Consider the following 13,878-nt stretch of genomic DNA (forward strand, 5'->3'; position numbering starts at 1 on the left):
ACACCCTGTGCAAGAGCCGGCAGAAATGGACCGCCGCAACGGCGTGAGAAATACAGTTGCTAGAGAATTCCTCCGATGCCGGGACTCCGGCATCGGAATAATTTCTATTTAATCATCAGGTTCTCGCCATGCGACTGAAGATTGGCCTGCTTGCGCTGGCGGGTACGATATTGGCATTTTCCGCGGCCGGAATAAGCTTGCCTATCTGAACGCGGCCCGCAAAGAAGTCAGAGAAGCGCGGGAGGCTGTTGCTCTCTGGGGCGATACAATTGAGGTACCTATCCTTAAGTCTGGCAAGGTTGCGGGCAGCACCCTGCAGCCTGAGGATTTTGAATTTCATAAGCTGCCAAAGACTTACATTTCGGCCGCGATGATGCGCAGCCTGCCGGACCTGTCGGAAGGGACCGTGCTTGTCACCACCCGCGAACTTCGCGCCGGAGAACTGCTCTCAGGCGCGGATCTCGCCGTTAAAGAAGCGTCAGACACGGACCAGCAGGCCGTTGCCCTGCGCCGTCTGGACGGTCACCAACTGACCAGCCTGCAGTTTCGCAACTACGCGCAGATGGCCCCCTATATCGGTGCCGAGCGCAGCGTGGATATCTTCTGGACCAGCCGGACCGACGGCCAGACGCGCCTGCTGAGCAGCGCCGCGATGGTTGTGGCCCTTCCCCCGCGCGAAAGCGGCGCTGATGCGCAGGGTAGCCTGCTGCTGAGCCTGTCGCCCGAAGACAGCGCCCGCGCGCTGCATGCCGGACGTGACGGTGACTTTGATCTGACCCTCTCCGCAGGTCCGCGCAGTCTCGATCAGGGCATGGTTCAGGTCTCATCGGTTGAGCTGCGCGATCTGCCCCTGGCGTACCGCGAGGGCGTTGCCCCGGCCGGCGGCTCGCTCTTCACCTCGGTCCCGCTTGGCGGATATTTCGCGCCCGAAGCCGATAGCGGCGCAGCTGCGCCTGCCTCAAAATCGCAACGCCCGACCTGCCAGGCATCGATCGTGCGCGGCGGCCAGCGCGTGAGTGTCGACGTTCCATGCTGAGCCTGCTGAAGACCAGGCGCCCCGCGCCAGAGCCTGCGCCGAAAAGCCTGCCCGATCAGGCCCCGCCCGCGATGAAAGCCACGGGACCGGTCAGCCGGCTGCTTGACCGCTTTGCCTCCCGCCTTGGCGGCGCACCGGTTCTGGAGGCGTAAAGCCGTGCCGGGGGGCGTCTGATCTCCATGCTGGCCTTCCAGCCGCTTGCGGGGGGATCGGGCACGACGACGCTTACGGTCAACTATGCCAGCGCGATTGCAACGGCCAATACGGGGCTGCGGGTGCTGCTTCTGGACCTCAACCTGCAGTTCGGCGGTGTGGGACTTCACCTCAACCTGCCCGAGACGCTGAAAATCGTCGATGCCTATGCGCGGCTCGGCTCGCTTGATCATGACGGCTTCCGCGCCTGCCTGCAAAAAAGCAGCGACAACCTCAGCGTCTTTACCGCGCCGGCAGAGGTGCTGCCGCTGGATGCGGTCAACCCGACCCATCTGCGCCATCTGATCTCTCTGGCGCGGGCCAATTCGGACGTTCTGGTGATTGATCTGCCCCTCGCGGTGACGGACTGGAGCGCGGAAATCTGGAAGCGTGCGGATTATCTGGCGCTGAACGGCACTCTGGATGTGCGCTCGGCGGCGGGGCTTCGCCGGCTGAGCGATCTGGCGGGGCGTGATCTTTTGCAAAGCGCGCATTGCCACATTCTGCTCAATCGGGTGGCAGGCCGCCGCTCCTCCTCCTGGCAGGAAGAGTATCAGGCCTTCACCCGCCCGCTGGCCCGAAAAGCCCCCAAACTCTTACCAGAGGGGGGACCGGGTGTGACCGCCGCCCTCGCCGCCGGGCAGAGCCTGCCGCGTTTCCAGCCGCAAAACCCGCTTGCCGAAACCATTTTGCGGGAGATCAGCCTGCTGACCTTCACGAACCCGGGCGGCGCAGCCCGTCCGGCCCCCTCAGGGAAGTCTGCGTGATGTTTGACAAATTTCGCGAATTACAGGGGCGTGAGGTCAATCCAAGACCCGAGCCTGAGCCGGGCCTCAGCACCATTGTTGCCTCACAGGCCCCTATCGTTGACGACAATGACACCGCCATGCAGCGGCGGCGGCGCATCGCGGCGCTGCGCGATGAAACGCACCACCGCCTGCTCGAAACCCTCAACCTCTCGGCGCTGAGCAAGGTCAGCAGGGATGAGGTTCTCGTCGAAATCGGCGTGGTTCTCGATGAGCTTCTGCCCGGCCAGGCCGTCACCCTGAGCCGTGAAGAGCGCGACACGCTGGTCACGGATCTCTACAACGAGGTCATGGGGCTGGGTCCGCTGGAGGCCCTCCTCGCCGACGACAGCATTGCGGATATTCTGATCAACGGCCCGGACAATATCTTCGTCGAACAGGGCGGTCTGCTGGAGTTGATCAATGTCCACTTCCAGAGCGAAGCGCATCTGCGGCGCATCCTGCAGAAGATCGTCAATATGATCGGGCGGCGGCTGGATGAATCAAATCCCTATGTCGATGCGCGACTGCCGGACGGATCACGTCTGAACGCGGTGATCTCTCCGATTGCCCTGGACGGCACCCTTGTCTCGATCCGCAAATTCCGCCGCGACAAACTCAGCCTGAACGATCTGGTCAACTACAACGCCATGAGCCCGCAGATGGCGGAATATCTGCGCGCGGTGGTGGCCTGCCGGCTGAACATCGTGATCTCCGGCGGCACAGGCTCGGGGAAAACCACACTTCTGAACGCGATCTCGGCCTATATCGGCAAGCGCGAGCGGATCATCACCATCGAAGACGTCGCAGAGCTGCAGCTTCAGCAGATCCACGTCGGCCGCATGGAAGCCCGCCCGGCCAACTTTGAAGGCCGCGGTGCGGTCACGCAGCGCGACTGCATCCGCAACGCGCTGCGGATGCGCCCGGACCGCATCATCGTGGGCGAGACCCGCGGCGATGAAGTGCTCGATATGCTGCAGGCCATGAACACCGGTCACGACGGCTCGATGACCACCATTCACGCCAACTCGGCGCGCGACGCCTGCAGCCGGATTGAAAATCTTATCGCCATGAGCGGCGTTGAGATCCCGCTTGCGGCCAGCCGCCGTCAGATCGCCAGCGCGATCAACATCGTGATCCAGGTTAACCGCCTTCAAGGACGGCAGCCGCAAAGTCACCTCGATCTCAGAAGTGACCGGAAGCGAAGGTGACACCGTCTCGATGCAGGAAGTCTTCTACTTCGATCACACCGGCATCGGGCCTGACAACAAAGTCGAGGGCGAATTTGCCGCCACCGGCGTGCGCTCGCATTACGCGGACCGCTTTCAGAGATGGGGTGTGCGCCTGCCGCCGGATCTCTTCGGGCCGCGCAAAAAATGATCGCGCCTGCCCTGATTTCTTTTCTGCTGCTGCTCGGACTTTTGTGCTTTCTCGCCGCTGCGCTTGAGCCATTGCGGTTTGAGATGCACATGCGGCGCCAGACCTATCTGCGCCGCCTCGAAGCCGGCGGGGCCACCTCAGGTCAGCAGGAAGAGCTGCCCGAACTGCGCAAACGCGACGACGGCCCGCGCCTGAAAATCTTTGGCTGGCTGCTCTCGGCCCTGGGGCTCAGCGCGGGAGCCGGGCTGAAATCCGGCCGGCTGATCGGGATCATTCTGGCCGCCTCATCGGTGATTTTCCTTCTGTTGAGCCTGCGTCTGTCGCTGCCGCCGATCGTCAGCCTGCTGATTGCTCTGGGCGTCAGCGTGGGGGGCGTGGTCGCCTTTCTGCGCCACAAAGCACAGCAGCGTCTGACGCAGATCAGCGACAGCGTCACCGAGCTTCTGGAGTTGACGGTGCGTGCGCTGCGCGTCGGCGTTCCGGTCACCACGGCGCTTCTGCATGCCGGAAGCGAGCTGATCGGGCCGCTGCGGGAAGAGCTTGATGTGACCAATGAGAAGGTGCAGTTCGGCCAGGATCTGCCCTCGGCGCTTTATGAGTTGGCTGACCGCTGCCAGAGCGCCGATCTGCGGTTCTTCGCCGCCGCGGTCAGTATTCAGATGGTCACCGGCGGCAACCTCGCCGAAGTGCTGGAGCAGCTGGCCAAAATCGCCCGGGAGCGGCGCGCCCTGCGGCGCAAGGTCGTCGCCATCACCGCAGAGGCGCGCTGGTCGGGCCGGTTCCTGTCGGCCTTCCCGATCTTCGCCGTTCTGATGATCTCGCTGATGAGCCCGGGCTATTTCGACACTCTGCTCGAGAGTGATTACCTGATCCCCATCGCGGTGGTCGTGCTGAGCCTTCTGGTGGTCAACGTGCTCTTCATGCGCTGGCTGTCCAATCTGAAATGACAAGGAGGCCCCGATGTCGCTTGACGCAGCCGTCCCTCTGATCCCCGCCCTCTTTTTAATGGCGGCAGCCTGTTTCTTTCTGGCCTGGCGGGCCGATCGCTTTGCCCCGGCGCAAAGCGATGCGGTCTCTGCGGTGCGCGTCCATCCGGTCGGAGAGGTCACCCGCCAGCTGGAACAGGCGGGCTTTCGCTTTGCGGGCGCGCGCCATGTCTTCACCCTCGTCAAAATTCTGTCGCTGCTGATTTTCGCGGGTCTGGGCCAGGTGATCGCCCGGATGGCCCTTGCAGGTCGCGCAAATGAAGAGCTGCTGGCGCTTATGTTGTCAGCCGGTCTCGGCCTGATGGGGATGTTTCTGCCGGTTTTCCTGGTGGATCAGCGCCGCGCGGCCTATCAGACGCGGATCCGCAATGCAGTCCCCGATGCGTTCGATTTTCTGCAGGTCTGTGTCGAGGCCGGGCAGTCCATCGATGCCGCACTGATGCGGGTGACGGAGGAGCTTGTGCCCATGCATCCCGATCTCGCCCGCGCGTTTCGGGAACTGACCGACTCGCTGGCCGCCGGCGCAGATCGCGGCGAGGCCTTTGAAGAGCTTGCCGAAGTCACCGACAGCAGCGATCTGCGCCAGTTCGCCACCATCCTGAACCAATCGGCGCGCATGGGCACCCCCGTGGCGCAGACCCTGCGGGTCTTTTCCGCCGATCTGCGCGATCAGCACCTGCGCAATACAGAGGCGCGCGCCAACGTGCTGCCGACCAAAATGACGCTCGGCTCGATGATCTTCACGGTGCCGCCTTTGCTGATCGTGCTGCTCGCCCCCTCGCTGTTGCGTCTTGTTAATGTCTTCTGAGGGCAGGCGGGGCTGGTAATCCGGCCCCCCTCACCGCGCAGGCTCCTGCGACACCCTTCGCAGCTCCGCGGGGTGAGGTGATCACCCCGCGGAGCTGCACTGTTTTCGCGCAGTCTCAGAAGACCATCGCATAGGCCTGGACAGAAGCCGGGGTGGCCGCAGCGCGCAGGCTGCCGTCCGGCTCGCGCAGGGCGGCGGTCAACCGGCCAAGGCTATGCGGTGCGACCACTTCCACGTCATGTCCGCGCGCGCGCAAAGCCTCAATTTCTGCCGCGCCGAAGGTCTCTTCAATCACCAGCCGGCCGGGCTGAGACGTGCGGGGCGCAAAGCTGGAGGGGGCGTGCATATTGTGAAAAAGCGGCGCATCCAAAGCCTGCTGCAACCCCATACCGTGATGGGCCACGCGCAAAAAGAAGGGCAGTTGCCACTGATCCTGCTGATCGCCGCCCGGCGTGCCAAAAGAGAACCGCCGGCCGTCCCGGTGGATCGCAAGGCTGGGCGTCAGCGTCGTGCGCGGCCGCCGCCCCGGTGCCAGAGACGAGGGCAGCCCCTCGGTCAGCCAGAACATCTGCGCCCGGGTCGAGAGGGCAAATCCCAGCCCCGGGATCACAGGCGAACTCTGGAACCAGCCGCCTGAGGGCGTGACCGAGACCACATTGCCAAAGCGGTCAATCACATCGAGATGGCAGGTGTCGCCCCTGCCCTTCGCTTCACTCTCAGCCAGATGCGCCATGGTCGGCTCATAGACCGCGCCTTTGCCCAGAAGATCGCGCAGCACCTCACCGCAGATGGCCAGCTGTTCTTCAAAGCCCGGCAAGCTTCCGGGGCGGAAATCAAAGCTCGCGGTCTCAGAAATCTGACCAAGGCGCTGCGCGGCATAGCTTTCAGACAAAAGCGCCGTCATCGGCACTTCGGCAAAGGCCGGATCGCCGTAATAAGCGTCACGGTCAGCCTGCACCAGTTTCAGCGCCTCAGTCACCAGATGCACAAACCCGGCTCCCAGCGGATCCATCGCGCTGAGATCGCGCCCTTTCAGGATCTGCAGCGCCTGAAGAAAGGCCGGGCCCTGGCCCCAGGGTCCGGTTTTGCACACCGTCCAGCCTTCATACTCAAGGCTCTGCGGCTCTTCATAGGAGGCCCGCCACGCCGCCAGATCGCTGGCCTGCAAAACCCCCGGATGGGCCGCGCCGCTTTCGTCCATGACCGGGCCCTCGGCCAGAAAGGCCGCGATCTTTTCGGCGACGAAGCCGCGATAGAAGATGTCGCGTGCGGCCTCAATCTGACCCTCACGGGTCTCTGATGCCGCCTCAGCCTGCGCGATCAGCCGGGTCCAGGTGGCGGCGAGATCGGGGTTTTTGAAATAGGACCAGGGCGCAGGCACCTCGCCCCCCGGCACCCAGGTGGCATAAGACGTGGGCCAGTGCTCTTTAAAGAACCCGGCCAGATCACCAATGGTGCGCGAGACGCGCGGCAGTACCGGATGGCCCTCTGCGGCATAGGTGATCGCCGGGGTCAGCACCTCGCGCAGCGTCAGACTGCCATAATCGCGCAGCATCAGCATCCAGCCGTCAAAGGCCCCCGGAACCACCACCGGCAAAAGCCCGTTGCCGGGGATCGAAGTGACCCCCATGGCGCGGAAGCCTGCAATATCCGCCGCCGCCGGGGCCACGCCCTGGGCGCAGATCACCCGGGTCTCACCGCTGTCGGCGTGATGAAAAATCGCCGGAAATTCCCCGCCCGGGCCGTTCAGATGCGGCTCGACCACCTGCAGCACAAAGCCAGTAGCCACGGCCGCATCAAAGGCATTGCCGCCCCGGTCAAGGATGCGCAGCCCCGCGGCTGTGGCCAGCCAGTGGGTGGAGCTGACCGCGCCCTGGCGGCCACGAAGTTCGGGACGGGTGGTAAAGGGGCCGTGCATATCTGAAGTCCTGGCAGAAAAGAAAAGCCCCGGCCCCATAACCGGGGCCGGGACGGGGTCAGATCAAGACGCAGGCAGCAGCATGGCCGCCCCCGAGATCGCGCAGTTTCGGCGGCTCAACCGGGGCAAAGCGCAGGCGCAGACCGCCGGCCTCCTCCCCGATCTGCGCGGCCTCTGCGAGGCTGGGGTGACGCGCAGTCATCGCCTCGCTCAGCGCCTGACGGGCCGCTGCCTTATCCCCTTTGGGACGGATCACCAGATCCAGCCCCTCGCGGCGCACCTCGCCCAGAAGCGCGGCCTGTGCCTCGCCGCGCGCCTTATCGGCGATCACCACATCCGACAGCGCGCTCAGAACATCGCGGCCTTCCCAGCCGCAATGCGGCGTCGCCAGCGGGCAGCGGGTGTGGAAACGACAGCCATTGGGCACATCGATCGCCGAAGGGATCTCACCTGCCGCCTCCAGCGGCGGTTTGACCGTTTCCGTATCCGGCTCGGGCGAGGCGTCAATCAGCAGCTGTGTATAGGGGTGGCGGCGTTCGCGGATGACCGTTTCGGTCGGCCCGATCTCAACCACCTGCCCCAGATACATGATCGCCGTGCGGTCCGCGACATAGCGGATCGTCGGCAGATCGTGGCTGACATAGACAAAGCTGATCCCCAGATCGTCGCGGAAGCGCCGCATCAGGTTCAGCACACCCGCCCGGATCGACACATCGAGCATCGAGACCGGCTCATCGGCCACGATGAACCGCGGCTCAAGCACGATGGCCCGCGCAATCGCCACCCGCTGGCGCTGACCGCCGGAAAGCTCATGCGGGAAACGCTCAAGATAGGTCTGCGCCGGTTTCAGCCCCGCGCGTTCCAGCGCCTGAACCACCCGCGCCCGCCGGGCATCGCCTTTGGCCAGCCCGTGGATCACCAGCGGCTCGCCGACGATCCGCTCGATGGTGAAGCGCGGGTTCAGCGTCTGATAGGGGTCCTGGAAGACCATCTGCGCGCGGCGGCGGAAGGCTTTCAGCGCGCGGCCCTTCAGTCCGGCGATATCCTCTCCTTCGGAGAAAATCTGACCCGACGTCGGATCCTGCAGTTTCACCAGCACCTCACCGGTGGTGGTTTTGCCGGAGCCGGATTCCCCGGCAAGACCGAGGATTTCCCCCGCCTGCAGCGTCAGGCTGATGTCATCTGCGGCATGAACCTTGCGCGGCTGTTCCATCAGCCCGCCCGGCACGTCGAAATAGCGCTTCAGGTTTTCAACCCGCAGCACTTCCCCGGTCGCCGGAGCCTCAGCGGGAACCAGACGCCCCTCAACCTCAGCCCCGATCCGGCGGCCGACCTCTGCCCAGGTTTCATTGCGCGAGGCGATCTCGCGGAACTCCGCCACCTTTTGCGGGTAGTGGCAGGCGGCAGAGCGGTCCGCCCCGGTCTTCGCCAGAGGCGGCGCTTCGCTGCGGCAAAGATCCGTCGCAAAGGGGCAGCGCTCTGCGAAGCGGCAGCCCGGCGGCGGGTTCAGCAGATCCGGCGGCGAGCCGGGGATCGAGATCAGCTCTTTCTGCGCGCCTTCGAGGGTCGGGAAGGCATTGGTCAGACCCATGGTATAGGGGTGGAAGGGCGCGCCAAAGACCTCGCGCACCGGCCCGGTTTCCATGATTTTGCCGCCATACATCACCGCCACGCGGTCGCAGGTCTGCACCACCACCGAGATGTCATGGGTGATGAAGAGCAGAGACATCCCCCGCTCACGGCGCAGTTTCGCCAGACGCGCCAGGATCTGCGCCTGGGTCACCACGTCAAGCGCGGTCGTCGGCTCATCGGCGATCACGAGCTTCGGATCGAGCGCCATCGCCATGGCGATCACCGCGCGCTGCTTCATGCCGCCCGACATCTCATGCGGATAGGCCTGCAACCGCGAAGGGTCGATGCCGACCGCCCGGAAGAGATCGGCCGCATGGGCCAGGGCATCCTCGCGGCTGATCTCAATATGGGCCTGCATGGCTTCGACGATCTGATCGCCGACCCGATAGACCGGATCGAGCGCATTCATCGCGGCCTGGCTGATCCAGGCGATGTCTTTCCAGCGGGTGCGGCGCATGTCCTCACCCGTCAGGGGCACGAGATCGCGCCCCTCAACATCAATGCGGCCCCGCGCAATGCGCCCGTTGGGCGGCAAAAGCTTCAGCATGGCCTTGGCGGCGGTGGTTTTACCGCAACCCGATTCCCCCACCAGCCCGAGCGCCTCCCCGGGGCGGATGAAGAAATCCACCCCGTCCACAGCTTTCACCGGACCTTTGGCGGTGTCGTAATGGATGGCCAGATCCTGCACATCCAGAAGCGGTTTTTGCGTCATATCCGTCATTTCCGTGCCCTCAGCCGCGGGTTGGCAACGACCTCAAGGGACCGTGAGATGAAGAAGACCGACAGAACCGTCAGCATGATCAGGAAACCAGGCGGCAGGTTCCACCACCAGGCAGTGCGCCAGGCACCGGAAAGTCGCGCATCATGCAGGATACCGCCCCAGCTGACCGATTGCGGCGGCCCGAGCCCCAGGAACGAAAGCGTCGCCTCAGCAATGATCGACACACCCACCGTGATCGCCAGTTCCAGAAACACCAGCGGCATGACGTTGGGCAGGATATGCAGATACATAATCCGTGCATCTGACGCCCCCGCCACCCGCGCCGCCTTCACAAAAGGCCGCTCGCGCAGCGACAGAACCTGCGCCCGGATAAGACGCGCCGTGGTGCGCCATGTCAGCAGCGAGACCGCCAGGATCACGATCGCAAGGCTTGGCTTGAACAAAAGCACCAGGATCAGCGCGAAGGGCTCAAAGGGGATGCCATACATCACATCCACCGTGCGCATCAGGATCGTATCGGTGCGCCCGCCGTAATAGCCTGAAATCAGACCGATATTCGTGCCGATCAGCATCACCAGGAAAGCCCCGAGGAAGCCCACCAGCAGCGCGATCTGCGAGCCGTGAATGCTGCGGCTGAAGAGATCACGGCCCAGGTGATCGGTGCCGAACCAGTGCTTTTCCGAAGGCGGCGAGAAGCGGATCACGAATTTATCCGAGCCAAGCGCCAGAGCATCCGATCCGCTGACCAGAAGCGCCCGCAGGTGACGCTCAGATTCACTGGGGGCAAGCTCCCACTGCGCTCCCGGCGCGCGTTCCATGATGATGCCGTTGCGGCCCACCGCATAGCCCTGACCGTCATCGCCGATCCAGCCCGACATCAGCGCGCGGCTGTCGGGGGCTTTGTCGGTGACCCAGCGGGCGTCAGGACCGTCGCGGCGCAGAAGCGTGCCGCGCTCGCCGATGGCGAGGGCCTGACCGGCGGGTGAAATATGCAGATCGTTCAGATCGCGGCTTGAGCCAAGGCGCACCGCCTCAGCCTGACCCGTCACCGGATCATAGCGCAGTGCCAGACCGCGCTCGCCGACGATCAGCGCAGAGCCGTCGATGTCACGCTCAACCCCGCGCAAAGACATGCCGCGGTTGACCGGAGAGGCGACCGGGGTAAAGGCGCGGGTCGCGAGATCAAAGGCCAGGATCACCTCGCCGTCGCCCACGATCACCGCGCGGGCCTCATCGAGAAAGGCGACCGAGCGCAGCACCGTGCCCACCGGGGCGGGCAGCGCCTCAAAGGCCCCGCCCTCATCCGCGCGCAGCAGCACCGTGCCGGCATCGCCGACTGCAAGCGCGGCACCACGCGGGCTGAAATCCACCCCGAAGAGATCGCTTTCGGTGCCGGTGCCCAGCCGGACCCAGGTCCCGGATACCCGCTGCCAGAGGCTGCCTTCGCGGCCCGCGATCAGATCTTCGCCGCCGCGGCTCGCAGTGTCGTTCAGCGCCACATCCCCCAGCGAGGGTTGCAGCACCCAGCCCGACCCGCTGCGCATCAGCACCGAGCCGTCCTCATCTTCATTGATCGCAAAAGGATCCTGCGGCGCGATCAGCGGCGCAAAGATCGCAAGGCAGAAGATCAGCCCCAGCACAATAAGCCCGGTCAGCGCCAGGCGGTCCTGCACCATCAGGCGCAAAGGCGCAAAGGCCTCTTTGAATACGGATGAGCTCATTTCAGTCGCACCCTCGGGTCCAGGGCCGAATAAAGGATATCGACCGCGAGGTTCAGGAAGATCACGAAACAGGCCATGATCAGGAAGCAGGCCTGGGCCAGCGGGAAGTCAGAGGTGCGCACCGCGTTCAGGATCTCACGTCCCAGACCCGGCCATGAAAAGACCACCTCGACCACCACCTGGCCACCGGCGGCCAGACCAATGGTCACCGCAAGCTGGGTCACCACCGGCAAAAGCGCGTTGCGGGCCGCGTGTTTGTAAAGCACGCGCCGCTCGGTCAGACCCTTGGCGCGGGCCATCTCAATGAAATCCTCGCCATAAACTTCGAGCATGGTGTTGCGCATGATGAGAAGCGGCGAGCCGAGATAAAAGAGCGCCACAATCGAGGCGGGAAGGATCAGGTGATGCAGGAAATCCAGCGTCAGGATCTTGTCCCAGAAGCCCGAAGCCTCATAGGGCAGCGTCCGCATCCCCGAGGTCGGCAGCCATTCGAGCCAGACCCCGAAGACAAGGATCGCAATCATCCCGGTCCAGAACATCGGCGCCGAACGGAACATCAGCCCGAGGAAAACCCCAAGGCTGTCCGCATTGGAGCCGCGCCGCCAGGAAAGCCATGCCCCCAGCGGCATGCCGATGCCATAAGCCGCGATGATCGCGGTCAGCATCAGCACCATGGTATTGCCAAGGCGCTCCCAGACGATATCGGCCACCGGGGCGCGATAATGGAAAGAGGTGCCAAAATCGCCGGTAACGGCGTTTTGCAGGAAGATCAGATATTGCTGCCAGAGCGGCTGATCGAGGCCGAACTGCGCACGCACTTCAGCGCGCTGCTCGGGGCTCAGGCCCTCAGAGACCAGAGCGGTTGTCGGATCAGGCAGGCCTAACCGGAACAGGAAAAAAAGTAACGTCGCGATGATAAACAGGGCCAGCAGGGCCTGCAGAAAACGACGGATCAGATAGCCGCGGCTGCGCATCAGAGATCCCTAAAGTAAAGGACCCCGCCGCGGCCCTGGGGACCGTGACGGGGTGAGTTTTGTCAAAAGCGGCTTACTTCTGCAGCTTGCCCTCTGCCGACCAGCTGTAACCGGCGGCCTTCAGCTCTTCTTTTGCGGCTTCGATGTCGAAATCAAAGCGCTCGGTAAAGGCGTTGTGCCAGAAGGTGTTGACCGGTGCGATCACGCCCGAGCCCACTTCGCCACGACCATCAAGCAGCACGTTCACGATCCGCTCGCGGTCCACGGCGCGGGTCAGTGCGCGGCGGAAAGCGGTGTCGTCAAAGAAGGGTTTCCGCAGGTTATAGGTCATGTGGTAATAGCCGAAATCCGGCACCGAGACGACCGCAAGCTTGTCGTTCTGCTCAGCCAGCGGGATCTGACCTGCTTCCATCCGCCAGGCGGTGACGTCGATCTGACCGGTCTGGATGCCGGTAAAGACGCCTTCGCTGTCAGCAAAGATCTGGAATTCAACGCCGTCCACCGCGATCTGATCGGCGTGGAAGTGATCCTCGAACTTGTCGAGTTTCATGAATTCGCCGGGGGTGTATTGGTTAAACTTGAACGGACCCGAGCCCACGGTGGGGATATCGGCCGGCGCAAGCTCCATCGGCTTTTCAATCTTTTCCCAGATGTGCTTGGGCAGGATCGAGATCTGCGACAGCGTGATCGAGGCAAAGGGGGCCGAAGGCGCCTTCAGATTGAAACGCACGGTCAGATCGTCGACGATTTCCACGTTATCCAGCACCGCCAGGTAGCTGTTGAAATAGCCGTAGTCCGAGTTGACCAGATAGTCGTAGGAGAATTTCACATCCGCCGAGGTGACCGGCATGCCGTCGTGGAATTTCAGCCCCTCGCGCAGCTTCACTTCAATGGTTTTGTCATCTACCGCCGTGACGCTTTCGGCCATCCAGTTCTTCACTTCGACATCCGGCGTCAGACGCACCAGGCGGTCATAGTAAAGACGCATCCACTTCCACGCCCAGACGGTATTGGCCAGCATGGGGTTGATATTGTCGGGCGACTGCGGGCCGCCGTAACGCAGGGTTTTCCGCTCGGTCAGCGGCTTCGCTTCCATCGGAACCCATTCCGAATAAAGCGCTTCGCCGGCCATGGCTTCCATGCCCTCAAACGTGGTCTTGTTATAGGCCACAACCTCGTCGCGGTGGAACAGGATCACCAGCGGCGCATCCGGCGCTGCGATTTCCTGCAGCTTATGGACCATTTCCTGGCGTTTCGCCGGGTCGAACTCGCGCGCCTGGGCGGCGAAAAGCTCGTCATATTCGGGGTTAGAATAGCCGCCCGGGTTGTTGGCGCCCGGCTTGGCGTTCTCAGTTGCAAGGGTGCCGAGGTAGAACTGCGGATCCAGACGGTCCACACGGCCCGACCAGCCCGAGACGACAACCGAGAAGTCCTGCTGGTCATAGAATTTGTTTAGCAGCGTCGAAAATTCGGTCGGCGAAACGGTGACATCGAGGCCAAGGCTCTTCCAGGCCTCTGCGATGATATAGGCCCCCTCATAGCGGATCGGGTCATAGGCCTCGGTGGTGGTCAGAATCTCAATCGGCGGCAGAGCCGTCTGAGCCTGAGCGCCCAGCGGCAGGCCGAGCGCTGCGCAAAGCGCAATCCGGCTGATGGTTGCGGTGCGGAACATTGGTGTCTCCCTCAATCACGGTCAGACCGAATAATCCCGGACCGAACCGGGCA

Annotated in this window: 10 protein-coding genes and 1 pseudogene; 6 read left to right on the forward strand and 5 right to left on the reverse strand. The window is 63.5% G+C overall.

The window, feature by feature from the left end; all coding sequences use genetic code 11:
• Window positions 1-406 precede the first annotated feature (406 nt).
• The 6 genes and pseudogenes from EP867_RS08730 to EP867_RS08750 all read left to right on the forward strand — a co-directional run bounded on the left by EP867_RS08730 (window position 407) and on the right by EP867_RS08750 (window position 5,187).
• Entirely contained in the window at window positions 407-1,036 is a 630-nt protein-coding gene (locus EP867_RS08730) for a hypothetical protein (protein ID WP_128488229.1), read from the forward strand.
• Window positions 1,030-1,188 (forward strand): hypothetical protein, encoded by a 159-nt coding sequence (locus tag EP867_RS19805; protein WP_164888812.1) that lies wholly within the window; start codon window positions 1,030-1,032, stop codon window positions 1,186-1,188. The genes EP867_RS08730 and EP867_RS19805 overlap by 7 nt, the downstream gene beginning before the upstream one ends.
• 27 nt (window positions 1,189-1,215) lie before the next feature.
• Window positions 1,216-1,995, forward strand: coding sequence for an AAA family ATPase (locus EP867_RS08735; protein WP_164888813.1), 780 nt, complete (start codon window positions 1,216-1,218; stop codon window positions 1,993-1,995).
• A pseudogene (locus tag EP867_RS08740) lies at window positions 1,995-3,393 on the forward strand (CpaF family protein). Before EP867_RS08735 ends, EP867_RS08740 begins: the two are co-directional and overlap by 1 nt.
• Window positions 3,390-4,340: a type II secretion system F family protein gene (locus EP867_RS08745; RefSeq protein ID WP_164888814.1), complete on the forward strand. Its 951-nt coding sequence runs from the start codon at window positions 3,390-3,392 to the stop codon at window positions 4,338-4,340. The pseudogene EP867_RS08740 and the gene EP867_RS08745 overlap by 4 nt, the downstream one beginning before the upstream one ends.
• A gap of 13 nt (window positions 4,341-4,353) precedes the next feature.
• Entirely contained in the window at window positions 4,354-5,187 is an 834-nt protein-coding gene (locus EP867_RS08750; protein WP_128488235.1) for a type II secretion system F family protein, read from the forward strand.
• A gap of 115 nt (window positions 5,188-5,302) precedes the next feature.
• Here EP867_RS08750 and EP867_RS08755 read toward each other — a convergent pair whose 3' ends face one another.
• From EP867_RS08755 to EP867_RS08775, 5 genes are all read right to left on the reverse strand, one after another.
• Window positions 5,303-7,105 (reverse strand): gamma-glutamyltransferase family protein, encoded by a 1,803-nt coding sequence (locus EP867_RS08755; protein WP_128488237.1) that lies wholly within the window; start codon window positions 7,103-7,105, stop codon window positions 5,303-5,305.
• Window positions 7,106-7,163: 58 nt separating this feature from the next.
• Entirely contained in the window at window positions 7,164-9,449 is a 2,286-nt protein-coding gene (locus EP867_RS08760; RefSeq protein WP_128488239.1) for a dipeptide ABC transporter ATP-binding protein, read from the reverse strand.
• 5 nt (window positions 9,450-9,454) lie between these two features.
• Window positions 9,455-11,179 (reverse strand): ABC transporter permease subunit, encoded by a 1,725-nt coding sequence (locus EP867_RS08765; RefSeq protein WP_128488241.1) that lies wholly within the window; start codon window positions 11,177-11,179, stop codon window positions 9,455-9,457.
• Window positions 11,176-12,153 carry an ABC transporter permease gene (locus EP867_RS08770; RefSeq protein ID WP_174722311.1) on the reverse strand — a complete coding sequence of 326 codons (978 nt, stop codon included), beginning with the start codon at window positions 12,151-12,153 and terminating at the stop codon, window positions 11,176-11,178. The genes EP867_RS08765 and EP867_RS08770 overlap by 4 nt, the downstream gene beginning before the upstream one ends.
• Before the next feature lie 73 nt (window positions 12,154-12,226).
• On the reverse strand, window positions 12,227-13,825 hold the full coding sequence (locus tag EP867_RS08775) for an ABC transporter substrate-binding protein (protein WP_128488245.1): 1,599 nt from the start codon (window positions 13,823-13,825) through the stop codon (window positions 12,227-12,229).
• Window positions 13,826-13,878 lie beyond the last annotated feature (53 nt).

It is taken from the genome of Falsigemmobacter intermedius, from assembly GCF_004054105.1.
Lineage (GTDB): Bacteria > Pseudomonadota > Alphaproteobacteria > Rhodobacterales > Rhodobacteraceae > Wagnerdoeblera > Wagnerdoeblera intermedia.

Coding starts and splice junctions, on each gene's coding strand:
- EP867_RS19805 (WP_164888812.1), top strand. CDS start 1,030: ATGCTGAGCCTGCTGAAGACCAGGCGCCCCGCGCCAGAGCCTGCGCCG.
- EP867_RS08735 (WP_164888813.1), top strand. CDS start 1,216: ATGCTGGCCTTCCAGCCGCTTGCGGGGGGATCGGGCACGACGACGCTT.
- EP867_RS08745 (WP_164888814.1), top strand. CDS start 3,390: ATGATCGCGCCTGCCCTGATTTCTTTTCTGCTGCTGCTCGGACTTTTG.
- EP867_RS08750 (WP_128488235.1), top strand. CDS start 4,354: ATGTCGCTTGACGCAGCCGTCCCTCTGATCCCCGCCCTCTTTTTAATG.
- EP867_RS08755 (WP_128488237.1), bottom strand. CDS start 7,105: ATGCACGGCCCCTTTACCACCCGTCCCGAACTTCGTGGCCGCCAGGGC.
- EP867_RS08760 (WP_128488239.1), bottom strand. CDS start 9,449: ATGACGCAAAAACCGCTTCTGGATGTGCAGGATCTGGCCATCCATTAC.
- EP867_RS08765 (WP_128488241.1), bottom strand. CDS start 11,179: ATGAGCTCATCCGTATTCAAAGAGGCCTTTGCGCCTTTGCGCCTGATG.
- EP867_RS08770 (WP_174722311.1), bottom strand. CDS start 12,153: ATGCGCAGCCGCGGCTATCTGATCCGTCGTTTTCTGCAGGCCCTGCTG.
- EP867_RS08775 (WP_128488245.1), bottom strand. CDS start 13,825: ATGTTCCGCACCGCAACCATCAGCCGGATTGCGCTTTGCGCAGCGCTC.